The organism is Marinobacter manganoxydans MnI7-9 (genome assembly GCF_000235625.1).
In the GTDB taxonomy this organism is placed as follows: domain Bacteria; phylum Pseudomonadota; class Gammaproteobacteria; order Pseudomonadales; family Oleiphilaceae; genus Marinobacter; species Marinobacter manganoxydans.
Genome location: NZ_AGTR01000084.1, coordinates 50,954 through 72,170, shown reverse-complemented (window position 1 = coordinate 72,170; position 21,217 = coordinate 50,954). Strand labels below are relative to the sequence as shown.

Sequence of the window (21,217 nt, the reverse complement as noted above, 5' to 3'; positions counted from 1 at the left end):
AAGGTCGCCCATGGCAAGAACACTGATGATACTGATGCTTCCTCTGGCGATGGCTGCCTGCACGCCGACAGTGCAGATGGCGGCGCCAAAGGAGCCGATTACGGTCAACCTGAACGTGAAAATCCAGCACGAAATCTACGTGAAAGTGGATAAGGAAGTGGATGATCTGTTCAGCGAACAGGGCTTGTTCTGACTGTGTCCGGAAAGTTTGAGGGGTTGAAGATGAAACGATTGATACAGATGTTTGCGCTGGTTCTGGCGTTCGGTATCAGCGCCTCCGTGCTTGCCATGGGGCTGGATGAAGCCAAACAGAAACTGGACTCGGTCAAGCAGCAGGGGCTGGTTGGAGAAACACCGACGGGTTATCTGGAAGTGGTGCGCGCCGAAGGGCAGGCGAAGGAAGTGGTGGAAGCCATTAACAGCGCCCGTCGGGATGAGTACAAGCGCATTGCCGAAAAACACAACATTCCGGTAACCCAGGTGGAGACGGTTGCAGGCAAGAAGGCGATTGAGAAGACTCCGTCCGGCCAGTATGTGCAAATGGGCGGTAAGTGGGTGAAAAAGTAGCCCGGCGCGGCCAGGTGCGAGCCTCGCTTACCGTTTAACGCTCTTTTGCCTTGGCTTGCCGCCTTTTGGCCGTTTGCCCGATGCCGGCTTTTTGCCAGGTGCGGGCTTGCCTTTCGGGCCGGGGCGCCTGGCGCCACCGGGCTTACCTGGTGCGGATGCAGAGCCAGGCTTGCGATCAGGCTTTGGTTTGGCCTTCGTTCCGGACTTCTTTTTTGCTGGCTTGCCAGCGCCGGACGGGGCTTCGGAAGACGAATCCCGGATGGCATCGAACAGCCCGGCCAGCTCTTTCTCGCTCAGGTCCCGCCACTGGCCCACCGCAAGCCCTTTCAGGCTCACGTTCATGATCCGGATCCGTTCCAGTTTGGTAACCTCGTAGCCAAAATACTCGCACATGCGACGGATCTGGCGATTGAGGCCCTGAACCAGGGTGATCCGGAAGACAAATCGTGACTCCCGAGACACCTTGCACTTTTTCGTCATGGTTCCGAGGATCGGCACACCATTGGCCATACCCTCCACGAATTCCCGGGTGACCGGCTTGTCGACGGTAACCAGGTATTCCTTTTCGTGGTTGTTGCCCGCCCGCAGTATCTTGTTGACCAGGTCGCCGTTGCTGGTCATAAAGATGAGGCCCTGGGAGTCCTTGTCCAGACGTCCGATCGGGAAGATGCGTTCGCTGTGACCCACAAAGCGCTGGATATTGTGTTTCTCCGCGCTGTCCGTGGTGCTGACAATCCCTACCGGCTTGTTCAGTGCAATGAACACGAGATCTTCTTCAGCCCGTGGCTCGATCACCTGGCCGTTCACCTTGACCGTGTCACCCGGAAGCACCTGGTCGCCCACGGTTGCTCGTTTGCCGTTGATGTAGACGTTGCCTTGCTCGATATAGCGATCGGCCTCCCGGCGGGAGCACATGCCGCTTTCGCTGATGTATTTGTTGAGCCGGGTGGAATTGCCAGTGGTCATCGGGTGTCCGGTTGCCAGTGAGAATGACGGGCATCATATCAGTCTGGAACCCCGGTCGCAGCAGGGGTGGTTCTTTCCCGGCGTCTCTGCCATTCTTTGCGCCTATCCTTAAAACCAACAAACCCTGAGCCGCCATGGAAAAGACACGCATCACCATTGTTGCCGTTACCTGCATTGCCCTGTTTTTCCTGACCAACTACCTGTTCCGGTATCTGATCGGATTTACCGGGTTGCTGGCCTCATTGGTCATTGCGGCCCTGATTGCCGTCTACATGAGCTTCTCAATCGCACGGACCCTTGAGCGTTTGCCGATGCCTGAGGAGCGCTCACGGGCGCTGTGGATCTATGGCGGTTTTCTGGGCGCCCTGTTCGTCGCCTTCGGGGCCTGGATGTTCCTGGATGCCGGCATGGATGCAGTCACCCTCGCCACGCTGTTTGTTCACTATCTGCCCTATCCGGCACTTGCTCATGCCCTGCTATCAGACAAGGCCGTCGGACTGTTCCTGAAAGAGGATCGTCCTGGCGGATAAATTGTTATAATATAACATTTTGATTCCTAGAGGAGTGCCTCCGGCGCCATGGCTCAACCTATTCCTACCAGCCTGATACTTGGTTTTCTGGGTGTCGGTAAAACCACCGCCATTCTGGATCTTCTGAAAAGCAAACCGGAAAACGAGGTCTGGGCGGTTCTGGTCAACGAGTTCGGCGAGGTGGGCATCGATGGCGCCATGCTGAAGACCGAAGGCGCCTTCATCAAGGAAATACCCGGCGGCTGCATGTGCTGTGTTGCAGGCCTGCCGATGCAGATAGGGCTCAACCAGCTGATTCACAAGGCAAAGCCTGATCGTCTGTTGATTGAGCCGACCGGGCTCGGTCACCCCTCTCAGATTCTGGACACCCTGACCAGCGAGCACTATCAGGATGTGCTCGCCATGGGCCCTGTAATCTGCCTGGTGGACCCCCGAAGGCTCGAAGAACCGAAGGTGCTCGGCAATGTGCAGTTCCGGGATCAGGTGGCTGCGGCGGATATTCTCGTTGCCAACAAGACTGATCTTTGCACCCCGGAGCAACTGACTCATTTTGATGAGTGGGCCGCACAACTGGAACCCGCCAAGCGGGCGATTCACCACACGCGGTTCGGGCATCTGGCACCGGGCTGGCTGGACGGCCAGTCGGATGCCCTGCCGGTGACCGATCCGGAAGCTCACCATCACCAACATCATAAGACTGCATCGCCGGCCCCCGCTATTGATGACGAGCCCTGGCAACAGATTACCAATCAGGGACAGGGGCATTTCAGTGTTGGCTGGCGCATACATCCGGAACTGATACTCGATGAGAACGCATTGCTGGTGATGGCCATGGACTCAGCCTTTGTGCGCTTCAAGGCTGTCGTTCAGACCGTGGACGGCTGGCGGGCGATCAATGTGGTTGATGGAGCCCTGACCGTTATTCAGGGTGAACCGCAAGCCTACAGCCGGGCAGAGATCATAGCGTCCGATCAGATTGACGCCCGGGAACTCGATGCCCGCATGAGGGCGGCCGCGGGACTTGATCCGAGGTGAGGGCGTGAGTCTTTGTCCGGTGTGCGAGCAGGGCAGTCTCTCGGATTTCCGTGTAGTGAAGGCCCAGCGTTACCTTCGATGTGATGTCTGCGAGGTGACGGTGATGGATGCGTCCTGCCGGTTATCGCCTGAGCAGGAGCGGGAAATTTACCAACTGCATGATAATGACCCGTCTGATCCGGGGTACCGGACATTTCTCTCGAAACTGACAGAACCTCTGCTTGAGCGCCTGCCATCGGGCGCCAGCGGCCTGGATTTCGGCTGCGGCCCCGGCCCTGCACTGGCGCAGATGCTTGAGGCGGAAGGCATGGCGGTCAGTCTCTACGATCCCTATTTTTATCCCTCAGCAGTGGCTCACGATCAGACCTACGATTTCATAACCTGTACCGAAGTGGTAGAGCATCTTTACGCCCCCGCTGGCGTTTTCAGGGAACTCGACCGGATGCTGAAGCCCGGTGGTTGGCTGGGTGTGATGACCTGCTTCCAGACCGACGATGACCGGTTCGACAACTGGCATTATCGCCGTGACCCGACCCATGTGGTCTTCTACCGGGAATTCACCTTCAAGCTGCTCGCCAAGCGGTTTGGCTGGCACCTGGAAATACCGAGAAAGGATGTGGCTCTGTTCCGGAAGCCAGCCTAGGGGGCTTCCCTTGGGCACTCGGGAAGTGCAGGACACTGTTCCGCGGATGTGGTGCCTTCTTGTTTGAGCAATTCTGATTCACCGAAGCGGTCCGGTGTCAGTGCGGCGGCGCATCTCGCCGCCTGGGTCGCAATGTTTGTGCAGCCGCTCGCCTGCAGCGCGAAAGCGAGATTGTTCCAGCCTTCGGCGAATTTCGGAAAACGTTTCACCGCGCGCAAGAAATGCTCCTGTGCTTCGCCTTGGTGGCCCAACTGCCAGGCAAGGTTGCCTCTGGCCATAGTGGCCGTCGGTTGGTCCGGCCAGGTCGTCTCGGCTGTCTTATAGGCCATGCCAGCGGCTGTGGTTCGGCCGGTTGTCTCGAGGTCGTGGGCCGATTGGAGAAAGCGGAGTGGTTTTGCCGTGGCAGGCACCCGGTCGGGCGGAAGGATGGTTACTGCCCAGTTATCGGCCCGCCCCCAGGTATTGGCGAAAACTTCCAGATCGATCGCTTCATGCTTGCGGGTATCGGTGTGGAGTATCAGGTCTCGCTCGCCGGCGTCATAGCCGATGACAACCGCAAAGTGCCATTGGGGCCACCAGCCAAACCTCAGATTTTGCATAACCAGGACTGGATTGCCTGCTGCGATCTCGGTCAGGACACTTTCTAATCTACCGTCCAGCGGGTAAACCAACATGCCATGGGCGCGTGCGCCGGCGATCATTTCGACCTGAAGGGAGCCTTCCCGGCCCGGAATATAAACCAGCTCCTTGAGAATATCGGGATTGGATGAAAGGCCCTGGCTGTTCAGCATCATTGCCAGCGACGCAGGCCCGCACTGATACCTTTCCTGGGGGTAGAAAGGTACGTCGTCCAGCACAACCTTGTCGGGCAGCATGGCCTGGTGAGTTTCGGGCGCTGGCCATTTGGGAGCACTGGCGCAACCGGCCAGCAGGCTGACCAGTAACATCAGGATCAGCCTGCTGGATGTCGTCGCTTCTAGAGTGGGAAAAATGGCAGCCACTGATCCCGCTATCGAATGCAGTTCACGAACGGGAAGACATTCGTAGCACAGAGCATATCGGTGATAATGAATACCAGCAGGAACAACACAATGATGCCGACCACATCCTGCCCTGCAGGGGCCTCGGCGAGCTGACGTTCAAAATCCGCCAGTTCCGCGGGCGTGAGGTTCTGGATGCGTTCCTTGACCTGGTCCTGGCTGACCCCAAGGTCTGCCAACTTGGCCTGCACATCCTGTCTGTCGAGCATGCTGATCAGCTCCTGCCGGTCCAGCTGAACCTGTTGTTGCCCGATCATTTCGCCGGTTCCAACCATGCCGGCGGTAGCGGTGGCCGACCAGACGGAACCAAGGGCCATCATCATGGCCATAAAAAAGCAAACGTACCTCAAGTGCTTGCGAATGCCTGACATGGGTCACTCCTGTTCGTTGGCTACTTCCGGTGTAGCGGTTTGTTAGTCATCTTGCACTAACCGGACGATAAAACAGTCGGTTGCGTTCCCTCAACATACGAATCGTTCAGGATTCACAAACCTGCAGCTTTCGCTCCGGCCAATGGAGTATAGCCGAGCGTGCGACCATTCGGCTGGCGAGGTCTGGGTACGCCTGGTGGATAACGTTGGCACCGAACTCTGCCAGGAACGCCGATTTCAGTTCTGCCCGGGCCTTCTGGGTGCCCGGTTCCTGGTAGGGCGCGGAGCAGAGCAGCAGGAAACCATCGTCCGGAACACGGCCATTATCCATGTTGCTCTTTATGATCCCGGCGGCCTGGCGGATGGGATGGGACAGATCCGGGCTGTAGGGGCCGATGATCAGGGCTACGTTGGGTGCGTGCAGGAAATCGAACCCCCTGCCAAGGCAGATGACCCACTCCCGGTGCTCTATGTTCAGTTCCCGGTCAAAACGCCGAATCTCGTTCACGTGCCGGATATTGCCCTCAACCAGGGGCAGCAGATCACGCTGAACCGGTTCCGGCATATCCGGACAAAGGGAGGCGATTTCGGAGGCCATATCGGCAAGTCGCGTTACAGGAATGGTAGACAGATCCAGCGTTCGCTCCTGGCTACCGTGCAGAACCAGTGCATCCTCGTCGCTCTCGAAGCCACATACCAGGGGATAGACCGTTCGGTGGCCGTTTCCGAACAGCTTTTCCACCTGGCTTCGGATCTGGAACGCATGGCGCATGGCGGCCTCACGGTCGCAGTCAAAGCCGGCGCAGCCCCGTTCCCGTGAACCTTTTGAATAGTGGTAGGTAATGATGATCAGCACCCGTCGTCCCTGGGTTACGGCTTGCTGGACCGTGTCCGCCAGCATGTCGCCAAGGTAGGGCCAGCCCAGCTCAAAGATCCCGCCAAGGTTCCGGAACGGGTGAATGACACCAAGAGGCGTCTGGGTCACGTAGGGCAGGTGGATGCGGCCATCCATGCACTTCATGGCAATGATCTGGGTATTGTGCTCTGCCAGGTAGCGCTGCCTGGCCAGATGGTTTTCCGGGCTACAGAAGCTGGCCGAATGGGCCCGGCTGAGCTCCATCAGCCAGTCGATACGCTCTGCGATAGGGCGCGCATGCACGGGTGTTGTCATGGCTTTTGTCCTGTTCTGTTCAGAAGGTCGACAGGCCGGTCGCCTCCATAATCCGGTAGCGCCAATAGCGAAGTCTGGATTCGTCGGCCCAACGCTCGTAGGGCAGGCTCATCACCGGATCGTCGCCAGGGCCTTTTTGCCATTGCTCGTCAAAGAATCGCCGGGCTCCGCTCGCAACCTGTGACTGCTCCACCACCGATACCCAGACATCTGTTTCGAGATTCAGATCGTCGAGATTGCGCCGGGTAAAATTGGCCGAACCCAGGAGCAGTTCTGTTGCGCCGTTTTCTCTGGCCAACATCAACAGTTTAGTGTGGCATTGCTCACCCAGGGTATTACACCAACGTACCGGAACGCCCGCGCGAACCAGTTCCATGGCGACCTGCCTGTTGGGAATGCCACTCTTCTGGTGGCCGAAGGCCTCGTTGTTGGCATCAAGCAGAACTCGCAGTGCAACGCCCCGTCTGGCGGCGTCGACCAGGGCTGTGACAATATCGCGATGTGAGAGATAAAACATGGCCATGTCCAGCTGATCACCGGCCGAGGCCTCTTGAATCATGGACAGAGCCTGATCCCGGATTTCCGATTCGGTCAGCACTGCCACCAGGGGGATTTCGGATTTCTGCGGTTCTCCAGTGACTTCGGGAGCCATGCTGATTCGCTCATCAATGGGCGTGGTGTCCGCTCCCGACATGGCGAGAACCGCCCGCTCGCTTTTCAGCAGATCAAAGACCGCCGGCCCCGTGAAGCTAAGCCCCAGGTTGCTATGCCGGCTGCTGCCGTCGTGGGGGTTGGCCGAGGTAACGATGGCCCTCAGGGAGCCCGCCTCATCCGCGACCATAAGCTTGCGATGGTTGGCCTTGAAGTTCAGTAGGGCGAGATAGCTTCGAAGGGTAACAGGCCTGGTGCCCAGGGCGTTGTCCAGCCAGCCTCCATCGGGGTTGTTGCCGAACCACTGACAACACAGCCGCCAGATTGAAGACCAGGTGGGATTACTGTCCCGTAGCGGCCGGAGTGCCGTCTCCACAACCGGAATGCCACCATCGCGCAGGGCTTGAAACCAGGGTGAGGTCGTGCCGCCATACATGGTGTTCAGGGGGTCGGAGATAACCGTAATGGATAGCTCCGGTTTTTCCGCTTTTCTCGCCAGCAGGGCCTCTGTGAGCTGTTGAGCCAGAGGCCGGTGGGCTACATCCTCCGGCTTGGTGCTGTTGAACAGAAACATGTCGATGAGAATGAACTCGTTGGCTTGTCCCACAAGCCGGAACACCTCGTCGAAGATTTCATGGTCTCGCTCCTCACGGCCGTTCTGATAGTGACGGGTGACGTCTGTCAGCAGGACGGGTTCCTCCAATGGCACCGCGGTTCCACGATAGCTGATGCCTGGCGGCAGTGGCTTTTGGGTGTGGTAAAGGCCGATGCCGGCCAGGGTGAGCAACAGCAGGAGAATCAGTAACTTCAGTGTCATGTGTGTATTTCCATCATCCCTGAGGTAAACGACGGCATAACTATACGTGACCTCTCTCTCAGGTAAACAAACACTTACAAAAAACACCCCGGTCGTTGTATCGAAGTTCCGCCACGCTTTCTAAACTAGTCAGATCAACCATTTATAACAAAGTTGCCTGTGAACGCCATACTCTCTTTCATACCGCGCCTGTTCAGTCTGCGGGCCGTTATTCTCGTTCTGGCTGTTGTGTTTGCCCTCATGGGGGACCAGCTTGCCCTCGTTGGCTGGGCTGACCGTGCGCTGTTCAGCATTCTCGGCGTGCCAGAGGGCGCGACCCCGGCCACGATTCTCCCGCAGGAGGCATTCGGGCCGGCTATGGCTGAGCGGGGGCTTTCGGAACCACTCTGGTCCGACATGGCGGTGACCGCCGGGCTGGCAATTGCGGCACTGTATCTGGTGCTTGCAATTCCGGCGATGGGCGCGGCCGTTTCCCTGCCGGTCACTCTTTTGCTTGGTGGCTCGCTCGTGGTGATCCAGGCGGCTTTGATGTTCTACCGCAATGCCTGGGTGCCGTTTGGCGTGGTGCTCACGTTGCTGGTGGTCGGTTACGTGGTGATGCTGTTCTGGCTGCAGCCCCGCAAACACATCCGTGCACTGACAGATAATGTGCGGGATGCGCGGCTGAAGCTGGCCAAGGTATTTCTGCAACAAGGTCATACAGACGAGGCCCTCGAAGCGCTGGATCGCTGCCCCGACTGTGAAAGCGAGATCGAGCTGCGCTACGACGCCGCCATCCAGCAGGAGCGCAAGCGCCAGTACGACAAGGCGGTCAGCACCTACCGCAGTATTCAGGAGCGAAAGAAAGGTTTTCGGGATACCGCCGCGAGGCTGTCGGCATTGGAAAAGCTCGCGCCGGATAACTCGTTGATGCAGGGAGGGAGTTTCGACAATACCCGCACCCTGTTGATGCCCGAGCCCGCCGTTAGTCGCCCGACCCTCGGAAGGTACGAAATCGAGCGGGAGATTGGCCGAGGGGCCATGGGTGTGGTTTATCTGGGCAAGGATCCGAAGATTGCCCGTACCGTTGCCATCAAGACTCTCAGCTACCAGGCGTTTGATGATGGACAGCTTCAGGATCTCAAGGAGCGATTCTTCCGGGAGGCAGAAGCCGCTGGCCGCCTGAGCCACCCGGCTATCGTCACCGTGTATGACGTTGGCGAGGAGGCAGACCTCGCCTATATCGCCATGGACTATGCGAAAGGACGTCCGCTCAGTGAATTCGGCAGAACCGGACGGTTACTGCCCCTGCCCAGGGTTCTGGATATCGTTGCCCGCGTGGCGGACGCTCTGGCCTACGCTCACAGCCAGAAAATCGTCCACCGCGACATCAAGCCCGGGAATATCATCTTCAATCCCGACAATGGCGATATAAAGATCACCGATTTCGGCATTGCCAAGATCTCCGATGACTCGCGAACCCGCACCGGCGCGGTAATGGGCAGCCCATTGTATATGTCGCCGGAGCAGTTGAAGGGTCAGAAGGTAACCGGTGCCTCCGATATCTACAGCCTGGGCGTAACGCTTTATAAGCTGGTGAGCGGCGAAACGCCCTATCAGGGCGATACCCTGGCCAACCTGACCTACCAGATTCTTAACAAGCGCCCACGCAGCGTCCGCGAGTTCAACGCGGATCTGCCAAACGGGGTGGTCCGTCTGATCAACAAGGCTATCCAGCGCGAGCCGGACAAGCGCTTTGCCAGTGCCGCCACCATGGCCGAGGCCGTGCGTCGTCTGGCCGTTCGTGAGGCTGGCCAGGAGGTGTCGTCCTGATGCGATATCACGTTGCCGGCCAGAGTCATCGCGGGGCCGTCCGGGAATCAAACCAGGATGTGGTGGACTGGCGGATCAATGATGCGGGTGACCAGGCGTTGTTGGTGGTTGCTGACGGTATGGGCGGTCACCAGGGAGGCGAGGTTGCCAGTCGCCTTGCGGTTGATGCCATCATCGAATCCCTTGAGCCTGAAATCGCCGGTGCCTCGAGCGGCACCACGGATGCGGATATCCGGGGAAAACTGGATCGGGCCTTCAGGTTGGCCAATGAGCGCATAGTGAGCCGCCGTTCCGGGGATCCAAGACTTGAAAAAATGGGCACGACACTGGTGGTGGCCTGGTTGAGTGGCAATCAGGCGCATATTGCTCACATTGGCGATTCCCGTTGCTACAGCCTGCGTGGCAGCCAGGCGCTGTGTCTCACGCGGGACGATACCGTGGTCCAGAACATGCTGGAAGACGGCAGCATTACCAGGGCCGACGTGCCCAATGTGCCGTTCCGGAATGTCCTGACCAGGGCCGTGGGAACGGTGGAGCAGGCGGCCCCCAGTTATCGGCGTGAAACGCTTGATGAAGGAGATGTGCTGCTGCTGTGTTCCGATGGGTTAACTGATTCGGTTCCGGAATACCGGTGGCTTGAAATCCATAAGGAAAGTGACGGCATGGAGCGCACGGTTCAGGCAATGATTGATGCCGGCCTGGCAAACGAGGCGGGTGACAATGTGTCTGTGGTATTACTGACGTTGGAGTATTGAGGAAACTGACATGGCTTCGCTTTCGCAACTGGTGGATAACGTTGTTGTTAACACCTTTGAACTCGGGCAACCGGAAACGCGCATCGGTCGGCGCCCGGACAACGATATCCAGATTGATGAAATTTCTGTGAGCGGCCAGCACGCCCTGATAGAAGCGGTGCCCAATGCCTATCTGGAAGGTACGGTGGATTACTACATTACCGACAGCAACAGCACCAATGGCACTTTTGTGAATGAATTGCGGGTTGCTGACCGCCAGCGTCTCAACAGCAACGACATGGTGCGCATTGGCTGGAATGAGTTCCGTTTCATCGATGAAGAAGAGCAGGCAATGGAAAAAACCGCCTATATCCTCGACTGACCCTAACGGTTGGCCCGCGAATTACCGGATCCGATCCTGAACAAATCTGCTGAAACGGGAAAGCAGCGAGGACGCATCCGGCGCTGGCTTTACGCCGGCGATCAGGGCCTCCGCATCAAGCCCCTCCCGTGTCAGGTCGGGCGCCTGGACCTTCAGGTAGGCGCTCATAATGGCGTCCGTGAACTCTGGATGGAACTGCACGCCCCAGGCGCAGGGACCAATTCTGAAAGCCTGATGAGGCTCGAACTGGTTGCGTCCCAGCAACACCGCTCCTTCAGGCAGGCGCAGCACGGACTGCCGGTGTGTCAGCTGGGCCGGAAATTTTTCCGGTAGCTCCCGGAACAGGACATCGGAAGCTGCCTCGGGAAGGAGTTCAACCTCGTGGGTGCCGGTTTCCCGGCCATTCGGATGGTAACCAGCTTCCCCGCCCAGCGCGTGGGCCAGTAACTGGTGGCCATAGCAGACACCAAGCACCGGCACTTCGCTTCTGACGGCTTTTACCAGCCAACGCCCCGCGTTCTCGCTCCACTCGGCCCGGTCGCTCACCATGGCAGGGGAGCCCGTCACCACGATGCCGTCCCAGTCTTCCGGATTCCCCGGCAGTTCACCGGCTTCGGCATTGGCAACGGTTATATCCAGCTCATCTGACAACCCGCGCAGGAACCACTCGTCAAAATCGCCAAACCTTGCCCGAATGTCCGGGTAGGTGGTGCCTGTTTTAAGGACCACCACGCGCGCCTTGCGGTTTGTGGGAGCGTTCTGTTGCATGGTGCTATCTTCCTGCGCGGCCGGCGGCCCGGGTTGTTTACTGCTCTGGCAGTTCGGCGTTGTGGAACACGTTCTGCACGTCGTCCAGTTCGTTCAGCATGTCGAGGAATTTCTCGAACATGGGGATGTCGTCGCCTTCCACCATTGTGGTGGTTTTGGGCAGAAACTGGATTTCATCCACTTCAAAATCGATGTCTTCGATTGCGTCCACGAGTGCCTGGCGAGCCTTGGCGTATTCGGTGTTCGGTGTGAACACGGTAATCAGGCCATCTTCATTCTCGATGTCGGTTACATCGACATCCGCTTCCATCAGCGCCTCAAGTACGGCCTCTTCATCCTCGCCCTTGAACGCAAAAATAGCGCTGTGGTCGAACATGTGAGACACGGCTCCGGGCGTGCCGATCTTGCACTTGGTCTTGGTGAAGGCCAGGCGCACGTCGCCAAAGGTGCGGTTCGGGTTATCGGTCAGGCAGTCCACGATCACCATGCAGTTGCCCGGTCCGTAGCCTTCGTAGCGAGCTGCAGCATAGTCTTCGCCGGCGCCACCCTTGGCCTTGTCGATGGCCTTTTCAATGACGTGCGAAGGCACCTGGTCTTTCTTGGCCCGCTCGATCAGTCCGCGCAGGGACAGGTTGGCCTGGGGATCGGGGCCTCCGGACTTGGCGCTCATGTAAATCTCGCGGCCGTACTTGCTGTAGACCTTGGTTTTTGCCGCAGCCGTCTTGGCCATGGATTCTTTGCGGTTCTGGTAGGCTCTGCCCATCTGCGCTGCCTCTTGGTTCTCTGGAAAAGGCCGGATTTTACTCAACATTGCCGGTTTGGGACAGGCTTATTTGGCCCCTGTTCCGGGATGGTTTTCACGATCCGCCAATACCAAGGTGCCAGCAGGACAGCACTTTTGATGCACAGACCTATAGGCAAGCCACTGCTAGCGTGAGAGGACAACTGGCAGGCGTCGGGGAACAGAATGCAAAGACAAAGCGCAACGCAGACAATGGTTCGGATGCTGTTTCTGTGCCTGGTCTTTTCATGCTCGTTGGCGAGTGCCGGGGGTAACGAGAACGGCGATCAGGACCAGGTGGCACGGGACATGATCCGGGTTCTCAACGCTTATGTCGTCTACAAGATGGGGCAATATGAATCGGCCTTCGAGCAGTATCTGGAGCTGGCAGAGGAGGGCAGCCGCCAGGGCATGCTGAATGTGGCCAACATGTATGCCCAGGGGCAGGGCGTTGAACAAAACCAGGAGAAAGCCTTCCAGTGGTACCTGCGGGCAGCCGACAGTGGTGATTCCATCAGTATGGTCGAAGTGGCCATGGCCTATGAAGAGGGCAGGGGAACGGTCCTGGATAAAGACGAAGCACTCAGTTGGTATCGCCGAGCTGCGGAAGCGGGAAACAGTGATGCCCGCTGGCGGCTGGGCAAAAGCCTTTTTGACGAAGGCCGCATGGCTGAAGGCTTGTGTCTGATCCGGCTGGCGGCAGTTGACGGCGGCCAGCCCTCAGCACAGCAGTTCCTGTCAGCGCTGGGGCCGAGTGCCGGACCGGAGAATAAATTGCCCCGGTCTCGGTGCTCGCCTTCCGGCAGTTAAACGTAATCGACCGGGCGCCGGTAGTTTTCCTGGGTCATCAGGTCGATGCCGCACTCCATATCGCTGACCCAGTTCAGAAAGCGATCGACCATCACCGGTCCTTCGAAGCGTTTGCCGTGCTGGGGCACAATCATCGAAACATCCATGTCGCGGACCATATTCGCCCAGAGTTGGCAAACCTTCCGGGAGGCAATGTAGCGCCGATGGAAGCCGATCATGCTCGGTATGTGCTTGTCGAAGTCCTTCACAGGCAGGTGATCGTCTTCGCCCCCCATGGAGGCGCCCAGGTCGCCCGAGAACAGAATCTTCGAGACCGGGTCATAGAACTGCAGGTTGCCGACCGAATGCATGAAGTGGGCTGGCAGACATTGCAGATAGGATTCCCCGAATTTCACATTGGCGCCGGCATCCGGAACGCTAACGATGCGGTCGTACACGCTGCCGCTGAGCTGGTTGGTCACGTAGCTGGAAACCAGGTGCGGAAGGAACCGGGCCCAGAGTTTCGAAGTTACGATCTTCGCGCGGGTATGAACGATCCAGCGGTCGATGGCACCGATGATGTCCGGGTCCTGGTGAGAGGCGAACACGTAATCCATGTCGCGGATGTTCATGTAGCGTGATGCCGCCACCGACAGCGGGGTGTAGGTGAGGTCACCACCCGGGTCGATCAGTGCTTCATGTTTACCGTCGACAATCAGGAACTGGTTGGACTGGACGCCCTCTCCGGTTACCAGGGAATCGAACATCAGGCATTTGTGGTGTCCGTTATCGAACAGGACAATGGGTTCGGCTGCCATTTCGGTCTCCCGCAAAATACAGTTTGATCCGGCCGGAATGGCCGGATATTGCAAGCTGCGCGGAGATTACAAAATTGACAAAAGCCAACTCTTGCCTCAGGTCAATTCTCTGATATTCCTCAAGTAACGATTTGTTGTTGCCGGCTCTCAGGCCAGCTGTGGTACCCGTTTGATCCCGCGGCGAATGCCCTGTTCAAGAGCGCTGCTGACGACCTTCCCGGTGAACGGTACGATGTCTTCGAAGGTGATGGTGTAGTTCACCCGGGTGTGGCCTTCCGGTGTGTCCTCAAAACGGATTCTTCCCAGATGGTTGCGGATCGGGCTCATGCTGGTGATGGTGTATTCGATCAGTGAATCCGGCTCGAAGCTGGTCACCGTTTCTTCCAGGCCGACCGGCCCGATGCCGATTTTGCGAACGGAGCCGATGCCGTTGGGATCAGCCTGATCGCTGTCCTTGATTCGTTTGACCGGTGCTCCCAGCAGTTTTCCGAAACGGTAATGGTCGGCGAACAGGGCGAAAACCCGTCGTCGGGGTACGTCAAAGGTTTCATCAATTTCAATGGTGTACATGGCCATGGGCTCACTCTTTTTGTGATTTGATGCCCCCAGCCTAACCCCTTGGCTCCTACAACAAAAGTCGTAGAAGGCGGCAGGTTTCAATCTGGCCTCTGTCGACGGGTCAGTGTCGGGCGGTATGCCGGTAGTCCCGGGGTGACTGGCCCATTACCTTTTTGAAAAGCCGCGAAAAATAGTAAGCATCGTCGTAGCCCAGGCGTCGGCTTATGTCTGCGAAGCTCAGGCTGCTGGTATCCAGCATCTGGCAGGCGCGTTCCACCTTCAGGTGCAGGAAGTGCTGGATCGGGGAGGTGCCGGTCTGTTCCCGATACCGGGTGGCGAAATGAGCCGGTGAGAGGCCGGCAAGATCGGCCAGTTGCTCCAGGCTGATACGCTCATCCAGATGCTCCCGCATATAGTTGTGAATGGTTTCCAGTTCGGCCTGCCGCTCGTGCCCGGTTTCGTCGGCGTTGATCGGAACCGCAGCCAACAGTTGCCGAAGCCGGTTGGCAGCGTGGATCAGGCCGCGGGCCCGGAAACCGGTCTGTCGCACCGATAGCAGGCCATTGAAGTCAACCAGAAGCCGGGGTTGCCGGCCCAAATGACGAATCCGGGTCGGGCCGTCGAACCCCATGTAGTGTTGAAAATCTGCTGCCAGTGGTCCGGTGTAGTGCACCCAGTGAATGGTCCAGGGGTTGTCCGGATCGGCGGTATACCGATGGTTGGCACCGGCCGGCAAAAGCAGCAGATCGCCAGCCTCCACCGTGTAGGGCTCCCCGCCTACGTTCAGGAACGCACGGCCTTCCGTGCAGTAGATCAAAAGATTGTCGTGATGGTGTTCCCGATGCATGTGATGGCCGACGGCGCGCCGGTAGTGGCCGAACGCCAGCGGATAGAGATCCCGGGTAAGTGGATGGCTCGCGAGCAGTCGAATGATCGGCTCAGGCACCACGTAGCGAATGCTGTCTTTGGGCACCGGCCACTGTGAGGTTTGGGTCATTTCTGGTCTTGTTTGTTTGAGCTTTATCGAAAGATAGTCCATTACGGGCGAAATTTAGTCAATCACCCATTGGTCAATCCCGTGCTAGCCTTTGGGTAAACGTGGCAAGGAACCCTCAGGTTCCGGCCGGCTTCCCGCACAACAACAAACAGGGACATCAACATGAAAAATGTACCGTTGTATATTGCAGGTGAATTCATCCAGAGCCAGACCAAGGACTGGATTGAAGTTACCAACCCCGCCACCAACGAAGTGATCGCCAAGGCTCCGAACACGACTCATGCGGAAATGGAGCAGGCCATCAAGTATGCCGGTGAGGTATTCAAGACCTGGAAGGAAGTGCCGGTTTCCGAGCGCGCCCGGGTTATGCTCCGCTATCAGGCACTTCTGAAAAAACATCATGACGAGATTGCTGAAATCCTTTCGCAGGAAACCGGCAAAACGTTTGAAGACGCCAAAGGGGATGTCTGGCGCGGTATTGAAGTAGTTGAGCACGCTGGAAACGTCGCTTCTCTGATGATGGGTGAGACGGTTGAGAACGTTGCCCGTGAAGTGGATACCCACTCCTGGATCCAGCCGCTGGGCGTGTGCGCCGGCATTACGCCGTTCAACTTCCCGGCCATGATCCCGCTGTGGATGTTCCCAATGGCGATTGCCTGCGGTAACACCTTTATCCTCAAGCCTTCCGAGCAGGATCCGTTGACCCCCATGCGCCTTGCCGAGCTGTTTGAAGAAGCCGGTGCGCCCAAGGGCGTTCTGCAGGTGGTTCACGGTGGCAAGGAGCAGGTTGACGTACTGCTGACTGATCCCGCCATCAAGGCCGTTTCTTTCGTAGGTTCTGTGCCTGTTGGCCGTTACATCTACGAGACCGGCACCCGCAACATGAAACGTGTGCAGAGTTTCGCCGGTGCCAAGAACCACATGGTGATCCTGCCGGACGCTGACAAACAGCAAGTGATCAATGCCCTGGTTGGCGCCTCGGTTGGTGCTGCCGGCCAGCGCTGCATGGCAATTTCGGTCGCGGTCTTTGTGGGCGAAGCCCAGCAGTGGATTCCGGAGCTGAAAGAAGCCATGGCGAAAGTTCGTCCAGGCGCGTGGAACGATTCCGGTGCCAGCTATGGCCCGATCATCTCCGCGAAAGCGAAAGACCGTATCGAGTCTCTGATCGCGACCGGTGAAGCGCAGGGCGCTAACCTTCTGCTGGATGGTCGCGGCTGCACCGTAGACGGACTGCCCGATGGCAACTGGGTTGGCCCGACTCTGTTCTCCGGTGTTACCACCGAGATGGATATCTACAACGAGGAAATCTTCGGTCCCGTGCTCTCCTGCATGGAAACCGACACCCTCGGTGATGCCATCGAGCTGGTAAATAACAGCCCGTACGGCAACGGCGTCTCCATCTTTACCAGTTCCGGTGGTGCCGCGCGTCGCTTCCAGCATGAGATCGACGTAGGCCAGGTGGGCGTGAACATCCCCATTCCTGTGCCCCTGCCGTTCTTCTCGTTCACCGGCTGGAAGGGTTCCTTCTACGGTGACCAGCATGCCTACGGCAAGCAGGCGGTTCGCTTCTACACCGAAACCAAAACGGTTACCTCCCGCTGGTTCTCCAGTGAAGCGACCAGCTCGGAAGCCAACTTCTCTATCCAGTTGCGTTAATTGCGTTGAAGGTGGGGTATTTGGGCCGGAACCTGTTTCCGGCCCCTTGTTTTCCCCACTCAATGCCAAGCCCTTTCTATCTGGAGCGTAACGATGGACTTTAACCTCACCGAAGATCAGCTGGCGTTTCGCGAGGCCGCGCGAGCGTTCGCGGAAAAATCCATGGCGCCCCACGCTGCGAAGTGGGACAGCGAGCATATTTTCCCGGTCGATGTGATGAAGGAAGCCGGCGAAATGGGCTTCATGGGTATGTACACGCCCGAAGCGCTTGGCGGCATGGGGCTGTCCCGGCTGGACACCTCGGTCATCGTGGAAGAGCTCGCTGCTGCGTGCCCTTCAACCGCCGCGTTTATCACCATCCACAACATGGCCACCTGGATGGTCGCCAGCTTTGCGTCGGATGATCTCAAGCAGGAAATCGTGCCTAAACTCGCCAGCGGCGAATGGCTCGCCTCCTACTGCCTGACCGAGCCGGGTGCCGGCTCAGACGCGGCCAGTCTTCGCACCAAGGCCGTGCGCGATGGCGACAGCTACGTAATCAACGGCAGTAAAGTATTCATTTCCGGCGCTGGGGCCACCGATATTCTGGTCTTGATGGCCCGAACCGGAGCGCCGGATTCCGGCTATAAAGGCATTTCCACCTTCGTGATTCCCGCAGATGCCGACGGCATTTCCTACGGCAAGAACGAAGAAAAAATGGGCTGGCACAGTCAGCCTACCAGGATGATCAGCCTGGAGAATGTCCGCATTCCGGCCAGCAACCGAGTTGGTGACGAGGGCGACGGGTTTGCCATCGCCATGAAGGGGCTCGATGGCGGGCGTCTGAATATCGCCACCTGTTCCCTTGGTGGTGCCCAGGCGGCTCTTCTGCGTGCCCGTAACTACATGCACGAGCGGGAACAGTTCGGTAAGCCGCTGGCGGCTTTCCAGGCTCTGCAGTTCAAGCTGGCTGACATGGCCACCAACCTGGTTGCCGCGAGGCAGATGGTTCGTCTGGGCGCGTTCAAGCTTGATAACGCCGATCCGGAAGCGACACTGCATTGTGCCATGGCCAAACGGTTCGCCACCGATGCCTGTTTCGAAGTGGTCAATGAGGCCCTGCAGCTTCACGGCGGTTATGGCTACATTCGTGAATACCCGCTTGAGCGCTATCTGCGTGACCTGCGTGTGCACCAGATCCTGGAAGGCACCAACGAAATCATGCGTCTGATTGTTGCCCGTCGCCTGCTCGATGACGGCGTGGCTGAGGCAATTCAATAAGCATAAAAATGGGGTCTGATGACATCGTCATCCGACCCCATTTTCAGTATGAGGAATAGCAAATGAGTGACCTGATTCAGCTCGAAAAACGCGGACATATCGCGGTACTGACCATCAACAATCCACCGGCCAACACCTGGACGAAGGATTCCCTCATTGCCCTGACGAACATCGTCAAGGAACTGAACGAAGACCGGGACATCTTTGCCCTGGTAATGACCGGGCAGGGCGAGAAGTTCTATTCTGCCGGCGCCGATCTGAAAACCTTCGCCGATGGCGACAAGGCCCGGGCGAACGAGATGGGCCAGCTTTTTGGCGAGGCCTTCTCCACGCTGCAGCGGTTCCGCGGTGTTTCTATCGCGGCGGTGAACGGCTACGCCATGGGTGGCGGCCTGGAGTGCGCCATGGCCTGTGACATCCGCATTGCCGAAGAGCATGCCCAGATGGCACTGCCCGAAGCAGGCGTTGGCCTGCTGCCCTGTGCCGGCGGCACCCAGAACCTGCCCTGGCTGGTGGGTGAGGGCTGGGCCAAGCGGATGATTCTGTGCGGTGAGCGGGTAAAGGCCGATACGGCACTGCGAATCGGCCTGGTTGAGGAAGTGGTGCCGAGCGGACAGAGCCTTGATAAGGCGCTGGAGTTGGCGGAAATGGCGTGCCAGCAGAGCCCGTCGTCAACGGCTCGTTGCAAGACCCTGGTGATGAGCGCCCGCGATGGCCGCAGCCACGACGACGGCTGGCGCATGGAGCGGGAACTGTTTGTTGAGCTGTTCTCTACCGAAGACCAGAAAGAAGGCGTAAACGCGTTTCTCGAAAAGCGCAAGCCGGAATGGAAAAACCGCTGAAGCCGGCTTTGATGGCTGGCTCAAGGACCTGTTATGAGTGATCAACCCATTATCTTCGAAGAATGGAAGACGGGCGATGGCGCGCTGATCGCCGTGGCCCGGCTGAATACGCCCAAAGCGCTGAACTCGCTGTCTCTGGAAATGATCCGGTTGCTGACTCCGCAACTGAAGCGTTGGGCGGAGGACCCCGTAATCCAGGCCGTCTGGCTGGAATCCGAGGGCGACAAGGCGTTCTGTGCCGGTGGCGACATCGTTGCCCTGTATCGCAGCATGACCGAGCCACAGGGTGCCAGTGAGGGTGAGGCATTCTTCACCGAGGAATATGAGCTGGATTACCTGATCCATACCTTCCCGAAACCGCTCGTTTGCTGGGGACACGGCATCGTAATGGGTGGCGGTATGGGCATTATGGAGGGCGCGTCTCACCGGGTGGTGACGGAAGGATCGAAGCTTGCCATGCCCGAGATCACCATCGGCCTCTACCCCGATGTTGCGGCGGGCTGGTTCCTGAACCGCACCCCCGGGCGCACCGGCTTGTTCCTGGGTCTGACCGGTGCTCGCCTGAACGGCGCTGATGCAATCTTTACTGGCCTTGCCGACCGCTTCATCCGGCATGATCTGAAGGCCGATGTTGTTGCCGAGCTGTGCAAGCGTAACTGGCAGGGCGAAGATCCTCATGCAGTGGTCGGTAGTGTGTTGCGTCAATACGAGCGTGAGAGCGCCGACGCCATGCCGGAGTCACCTGTTCGCACTCATTTCGATGAGATCAATCGGGTTACCGATGCTGACTCCCTGGAAGCGAACGTTAATCAATTGAAAGAACTGTCTGGTGGCGACGGCTGGGTGGCGAAAGCGACCCGCTCCCTGGCTGGTGCGTCACCCACATCCCTGGCTTTGGTCTGGCGGCACCTGCACGGCTGCAAACACGACAGCCTTAAAGAGGTGCTCGACAAGGAACTGGTGCTTTCCACCAAGTGCCTGACCAAGGGCGAGTTTGCCGAAGGCATCCGAGCGCTTCTGATCGACAAGGACCAGCAGCCCCGCTGGCGCTATGCGTCCCTTGCCGAAATGGACAGCGCCTGGATCGACGATTTTTTTAGCTGATCTATTACAAGAACAAGGAGAAAAGACATGGCAAAGATTACCTTTATCGGTCTCGGTAACATGGGCGGCCCAATGGCCGGAAACCTGGTAAAAGCGGGCCACGAGGTCACCGTATTCGACCTGTCCAAAGACGCTGTTGCCGCCCTGGTGTCCGAAGGCGCGAAAACGGCAGACACCGCCCACGAAGCAGCCAGTGGCGCGGAGTGTGTCATCACCATGCTGCCTGCCGGCCAGCATGTGGAAGCGGTATACCTGGGAGACGATGGTCTGCTGGCAAAACTGCCGGCCGGCACCCTGGTGATTGATTCTTCCACCATCGCACCGGAAACAGCCCGGGGCGTTGCCGAAGTTGCACGAGCCAAGGATATCCCGTTCCTCGATGCGCCCGTCTCCGGCGGTGTTGGCGGTGCCAAGGCCGGCACCTTGACCTTCATTTGCGGCGGCTTGGAAGAGGCCTTCAACAAGGCCAAGCCGATTCTTGACGCCATGGGCAAGAACATCTTCCATGCCGGTGATCATGGGTCCGGCCAGGTGGCCAAGATCTGCAACAACATGCTGCTGGCCATCCTGATGTCCGGCACCAGCGAAGCACTTGCGCTCGGCGTGAAGAACGGTCTGGATCCGGCGGTGCTCTCGGAAATCATGAAGCAGAGTTCCGGTGGCAACTGGGCGCTGAATGTCTACAACCCCTGGCCAGGTGTGATGGAAGGCGTACCCGCGTCCCGTAACTACGAGGGCGGCTTCCTGGTCAATCTGATGACCAAGGATCTGGGGCTGGCGTTCGACAACGCCGTCAAGAACCAGGCTTCCATTCCCATGGGATCTCTGGCCCGCAACCTGTTTCAGCTCCATGCTGGGCAGGGCAACGGTAGCCTGGATTTCTCCAGCATTCAGCGGCTCTACAAGCCAGAGTAACGCGCTATCG

24 protein-coding genes are annotated in these 21,217 nt (G+C 58.3%); 14 read left to right on the top strand and 10 right to left on the bottom strand.

Annotation, left to right across the window (positions count from 1 at the left end; translation table 11 throughout):
- Nucleotides 1-10: 10 nt before the first annotated feature.
- The gene (locus KYE_RS17240) at nt 11-193 is read left to right on the top strand and encodes a YnbE family lipoprotein (protein WP_014576371.1); all 183 of its coding nucleotides are present in this window, start codon (nt 11-13) and stop codon (nt 191-193) included.
- A gap of 29 nt (nt 194-222) precedes the next feature.
- On the top strand, nt 223-567 hold the full coding sequence (locus KYE_RS17235; protein WP_008175984.1) for a YdbL family protein: 345 nt from the start codon (nt 223-225) through the stop codon (nt 565-567).
- A 27-nt stretch (nt 568-594) separates the two neighbouring features.
- Here the strand turns inward: KYE_RS17235 and rluF are convergent, their stop codons facing one another.
- A complete protein-coding gene (gene rluF, locus KYE_RS17230; protein WP_008175982.1) occupies nt 595-1,533 on the bottom strand; it encodes a 23S rRNA pseudouridine(2604) synthase RluF in 939 nt (312 codons plus the stop codon).
- Nucleotides 1,534-1,667: 134 nt separating this feature from the next.
- Here rluF and KYE_RS17225 point away from each other — a divergent pair, with 134 nt between their 5' ends.
- The 3 genes from KYE_RS17225 (at nt 1,668) to KYE_RS17215 (ending at nt 3,741) form a co-directional block, all read left to right on the top strand.
- A complete protein-coding gene (locus tag KYE_RS17225; RefSeq protein WP_008175980.1) occupies nt 1,668-2,063 on the top strand; it encodes a hypothetical protein in 396 nt (131 codons plus the stop codon).
- A gap of 48 nt (nt 2,064-2,111) precedes the next feature.
- Nucleotides 2,112-3,098 (top strand): CobW family GTP-binding protein, encoded by a 987-nt coding sequence (locus KYE_RS17220; protein ID WP_008175978.1) that lies wholly within the window; start codon nt 2,112-2,114, stop codon nt 3,096-3,098.
- A gap of 103 nt (nt 3,099-3,201) precedes the next feature.
- Nucleotides 3,202-3,741 carry a class I SAM-dependent methyltransferase gene (locus KYE_RS17215; protein ID WP_008175976.1) on the top strand — a complete coding sequence of 180 codons (540 nt, stop codon included), beginning with the start codon at nt 3,202-3,204 and terminating at the stop codon, nt 3,739-3,741.
- Here KYE_RS17215 and KYE_RS17210 read toward each other — a convergent pair.
- From KYE_RS17210 to KYE_RS17195, 4 genes are all read right to left on the bottom strand, one after another.
- Nucleotides 3,738-4,688 (bottom strand): PA2778 family cysteine peptidase, encoded by a 951-nt coding sequence (locus tag KYE_RS17210; RefSeq protein WP_008175974.1) that lies wholly within the window; start codon nt 4,686-4,688, stop codon nt 3,738-3,740. The genes KYE_RS17215 and KYE_RS17210 overlap by 4 nt on opposite strands.
- Nucleotides 4,689-4,750: 62 nt before the next feature.
- Nucleotides 4,751-5,152 (bottom strand): PA2779 family protein, encoded by a 402-nt coding sequence (locus KYE_RS17205; protein WP_008175973.1) that lies wholly within the window; start codon nt 5,150-5,152, stop codon nt 4,751-4,753.
- Nucleotides 5,153-5,258: 106 nt separating this feature from the next.
- Nucleotides 5,259-6,323 carry a carboxysome shell carbonic anhydrase domain-containg protein gene (locus tag KYE_RS17200; protein ID WP_008175970.1) on the bottom strand — a complete coding sequence of 355 codons (1,065 nt, stop codon included), beginning with the start codon at nt 6,321-6,323 and terminating at the stop codon, nt 5,259-5,261.
- A 19-nt stretch (nt 6,324-6,342) separates the two neighbouring features.
- Nucleotides 6,343-7,791, bottom strand: coding sequence for a phospholipase D family protein (locus KYE_RS17195; RefSeq protein ID WP_008175968.1), 1,449 nt, complete (start codon nt 7,789-7,791; stop codon nt 6,343-6,345).
- A 159-nt stretch (nt 7,792-7,950) separates the two neighbouring features.
- Here KYE_RS17195 and KYE_RS17190 point away from each other — a divergent pair, with 159 nt between their 5' ends.
- From KYE_RS17190 to KYE_RS17180, 3 genes are read left to right on the top strand one after another with little or no spacing between them, the layout of a single operon-like run.
- Entirely contained in the window at nt 7,951-9,603 is a 1,653-nt protein-coding gene (locus KYE_RS17190) for a serine/threonine-protein kinase (protein WP_008175966.1), read from the top strand.
- The gene (locus KYE_RS17185; protein WP_008175964.1) at nt 9,603-10,358 is read left to right on the top strand and encodes a protein phosphatase 2C domain-containing protein; all 756 of its coding nucleotides are present in this window, start codon (nt 9,603-9,605) and stop codon (nt 10,356-10,358) included. The genes KYE_RS17190 and KYE_RS17185 overlap by 1 nt, the downstream gene beginning before the upstream one ends.
- A 10-nt stretch (nt 10,359-10,368) precedes the next feature.
- On the top strand, nt 10,369-10,719 hold the full coding sequence (locus KYE_RS17180) for an FHA domain-containing protein (RefSeq protein ID WP_008175962.1): 351 nt from the start codon (nt 10,369-10,371) through the stop codon (nt 10,717-10,719).
- A 21-nt stretch (nt 10,720-10,740) separates the two neighbouring features.
- Here the strand turns inward: KYE_RS17180 and KYE_RS17175 are convergent, their stop codons facing one another.
- Nucleotides 10,741-11,487 (bottom strand): glutamine amidotransferase, encoded by a 747-nt coding sequence (locus KYE_RS17175; protein WP_008175960.1) that lies wholly within the window; start codon nt 11,485-11,487, stop codon nt 10,741-10,743.
- Nucleotides 11,488-11,524: 37 nt separating this feature from the next.
- Nucleotides 11,525-12,250: a YebC/PmpR family DNA-binding transcriptional regulator gene (locus tag KYE_RS17170; RefSeq protein WP_008175958.1), complete on the bottom strand. Its 726-nt coding sequence runs from the start codon at nt 12,248-12,250 to the stop codon at nt 11,525-11,527.
- Between the two features lie 204 nt (nt 12,251-12,454).
- On the opposite strand from KYE_RS17170, the gene KYE_RS17165 reads away from it, so the two are divergent.
- Nucleotides 12,455-13,078, top strand: coding sequence for a tetratricopeptide repeat protein (locus tag KYE_RS17165; protein WP_227497869.1), 624 nt, complete (start codon nt 12,455-12,457; stop codon nt 13,076-13,078).
- Here KYE_RS17165 and KYE_RS17160 read toward each other — a convergent pair.
- From KYE_RS17160 to KYE_RS17150, 3 genes are all read right to left on the bottom strand, one after another.
- Nucleotides 13,075-13,875 carry an MBL fold metallo-hydrolase gene (locus KYE_RS17160; protein ID WP_008175954.1) on the bottom strand — a complete coding sequence of 267 codons (801 nt, stop codon included), beginning with the start codon at nt 13,873-13,875 and terminating at the stop codon, nt 13,075-13,077. The genes KYE_RS17165 and KYE_RS17160 overlap by 4 nt on opposite strands.
- 147 nt (nt 13,876-14,022) lie before the next feature.
- On the bottom strand, nt 14,023-14,451 hold the full coding sequence (locus KYE_RS17155; RefSeq protein ID WP_008175952.1) for an SRPBCC family protein: 429 nt from the start codon (nt 14,449-14,451) through the stop codon (nt 14,023-14,025).
- 103 nt (nt 14,452-14,554) lie between these two features.
- Nucleotides 14,555-15,430: an AraC family transcriptional regulator gene (locus KYE_RS17150; protein ID WP_008175950.1), complete on the bottom strand. Its 876-nt coding sequence runs from the start codon at nt 15,428-15,430 to the stop codon at nt 14,555-14,557.
- A gap of 162 nt (nt 15,431-15,592) precedes the next feature.
- Between KYE_RS17150 and KYE_RS17145 the strand changes: the two genes are divergently transcribed.
- From KYE_RS17145 to mmsB, 5 genes are all read left to right on the top strand, one after another.
- Nucleotides 15,593-17,086, top strand: coding sequence for a CoA-acylating methylmalonate-semialdehyde dehydrogenase (locus KYE_RS17145; protein ID WP_008175948.1), 1,494 nt, complete (start codon nt 15,593-15,595; stop codon nt 17,084-17,086).
- Nucleotides 17,087-17,179: 93 nt separating this feature from the next.
- Nucleotides 17,180-18,346, top strand: coding sequence for an acyl-CoA dehydrogenase family protein (locus KYE_RS17140; RefSeq protein WP_008175947.1), 1,167 nt, complete (start codon nt 17,180-17,182; stop codon nt 18,344-18,346).
- A gap of 62 nt (nt 18,347-18,408) precedes the next feature.
- Entirely contained in the window at nt 18,409-19,188 is a 780-nt protein-coding gene (locus KYE_RS17135) for an enoyl-CoA hydratase (RefSeq protein WP_008175944.1), read from the top strand.
- A gap of 33 nt (nt 19,189-19,221) precedes the next feature.
- Complete coding sequence (locus KYE_RS17130; protein WP_008175942.1) at nt 19,222-20,292, top strand: enoyl-CoA hydratase/isomerase family protein; 1,071 nt, start codon at nt 19,222-19,224, stop codon at nt 20,290-20,292.
- 27 nt (nt 20,293-20,319) lie between these two features.
- The gene (mmsB, locus tag KYE_RS17125) at nt 20,320-21,207 is read left to right on the top strand and encodes a 3-hydroxyisobutyrate dehydrogenase (protein WP_008175940.1); all 888 of its coding nucleotides are present in this window, start codon (nt 20,320-20,322) and stop codon (nt 21,205-21,207) included.
- The last annotated feature ends 10 nt before the right edge of the window (nt 21,208-21,217 follow it).

Coding starts and splice junctions, on each gene's coding strand:
- KYE_RS17225 (WP_008175980.1), top strand. CDS start 1,668: ATGGAAAAGACACGCATCACCATTGTTGCCGTTACCTGCATTGCCCTG.
- KYE_RS17200 (WP_008175970.1), bottom strand. CDS start 6,323: ATGACAACACCCGTGCATGCGCGCCCTATCGCAGAGCGTATCGACTGG.
- KYE_RS17180 (WP_008175962.1), top strand. CDS start 10,369: ATGGCTTCGCTTTCGCAACTGGTGGATAACGTTGTTGTTAACACCTTT.
- KYE_RS17215 (WP_008175976.1), top strand. CDS start 3,202: ATGGATGCGTCCTGCCGGTTATCGCCTGAGCAGGAGCGGGAAATTTAC.
- mmsB (WP_008175940.1), top strand. CDS start 20,320: ATGGCAAAGATTACCTTTATCGGTCTCGGTAACATGGGCGGCCCAATG.
- KYE_RS17165 (WP_227497869.1), top strand. CDS start 12,455: ATGCAAAGACAAAGCGCAACGCAGACAATGGTTCGGATGCTGTTTCTG.
- KYE_RS17175 (WP_008175960.1), bottom strand. CDS start 11,487: ATGCAACAGAACGCTCCCACAAACCGCAAGGCGCGCGTGGTGGTCCTT.
- rluF (WP_008175982.1), bottom strand. CDS start 1,533: ATGACCACTGGCAATTCCACCCGGCTCAACAAATACATCAGCGAAAGC.
- KYE_RS17205 (WP_008175973.1), bottom strand. CDS start 5,152: ATGTCAGGCATTCGCAAGCACTTGAGGTACGTTTGCTTTTTTATGGCC.
- KYE_RS17145 (WP_008175948.1), top strand. CDS start 15,593: ATGAAAAATGTACCGTTGTATATTGCAGGTGAATTCATCCAGAGCCAG.
- KYE_RS17235 (WP_008175984.1), top strand. CDS start 223: ATGAAACGATTGATACAGATGTTTGCGCTGGTTCTGGCGTTCGGTATC.
- KYE_RS17155 (WP_008175952.1), bottom strand. CDS start 14,451: ATGGCCATGTACACCATTGAAATTGATGAAACCTTTGACGTACCCCGA.
- KYE_RS17220 (WP_008175978.1), top strand. CDS start 2,112: ATGGCTCAACCTATTCCTACCAGCCTGATACTTGGTTTTCTGGGTGTC.
- KYE_RS17140 (WP_008175947.1), top strand. CDS start 17,180: ATGGACTTTAACCTCACCGAAGATCAGCTGGCGTTTCGCGAGGCCGCG.
- KYE_RS17160 (WP_008175954.1), bottom strand. CDS start 13,875: ATGGCAGCCGAACCCATTGTCCTGTTCGATAACGGACACCACAAATGC.
- KYE_RS17185 (WP_008175964.1), top strand. CDS start 9,603: ATGCGATATCACGTTGCCGGCCAGAGTCATCGCGGGGCCGTCCGGGAA.
- KYE_RS17170 (WP_008175958.1), bottom strand. CDS start 12,250: ATGGGCAGAGCCTACCAGAACCGCAAAGAATCCATGGCCAAGACGGCT.
- KYE_RS17150 (WP_008175950.1), bottom strand. CDS start 15,430: ATGACCCAAACCTCACAGTGGCCGGTGCCCAAAGACAGCATTCGCTAC.
- KYE_RS17130 (WP_008175942.1), top strand. CDS start 19,222: ATGAGTGATCAACCCATTATCTTCGAAGAATGGAAGACGGGCGATGGC.
- KYE_RS17240 (WP_014576371.1), top strand. CDS start 11: ATGGCAAGAACACTGATGATACTGATGCTTCCTCTGGCGATGGCTGCC.
- KYE_RS17195 (WP_008175968.1), bottom strand. CDS start 7,791: ATGACACTGAAGTTACTGATTCTCCTGCTGTTGCTCACCCTGGCCGGC.
- KYE_RS17135 (WP_008175944.1), top strand. CDS start 18,409: ATGAGTGACCTGATTCAGCTCGAAAAACGCGGACATATCGCGGTACTG.
- KYE_RS17210 (WP_008175974.1), bottom strand. CDS start 4,688: ATGTTACTGGTCAGCCTGCTGGCCGGTTGCGCCAGTGCTCCCAAATGG.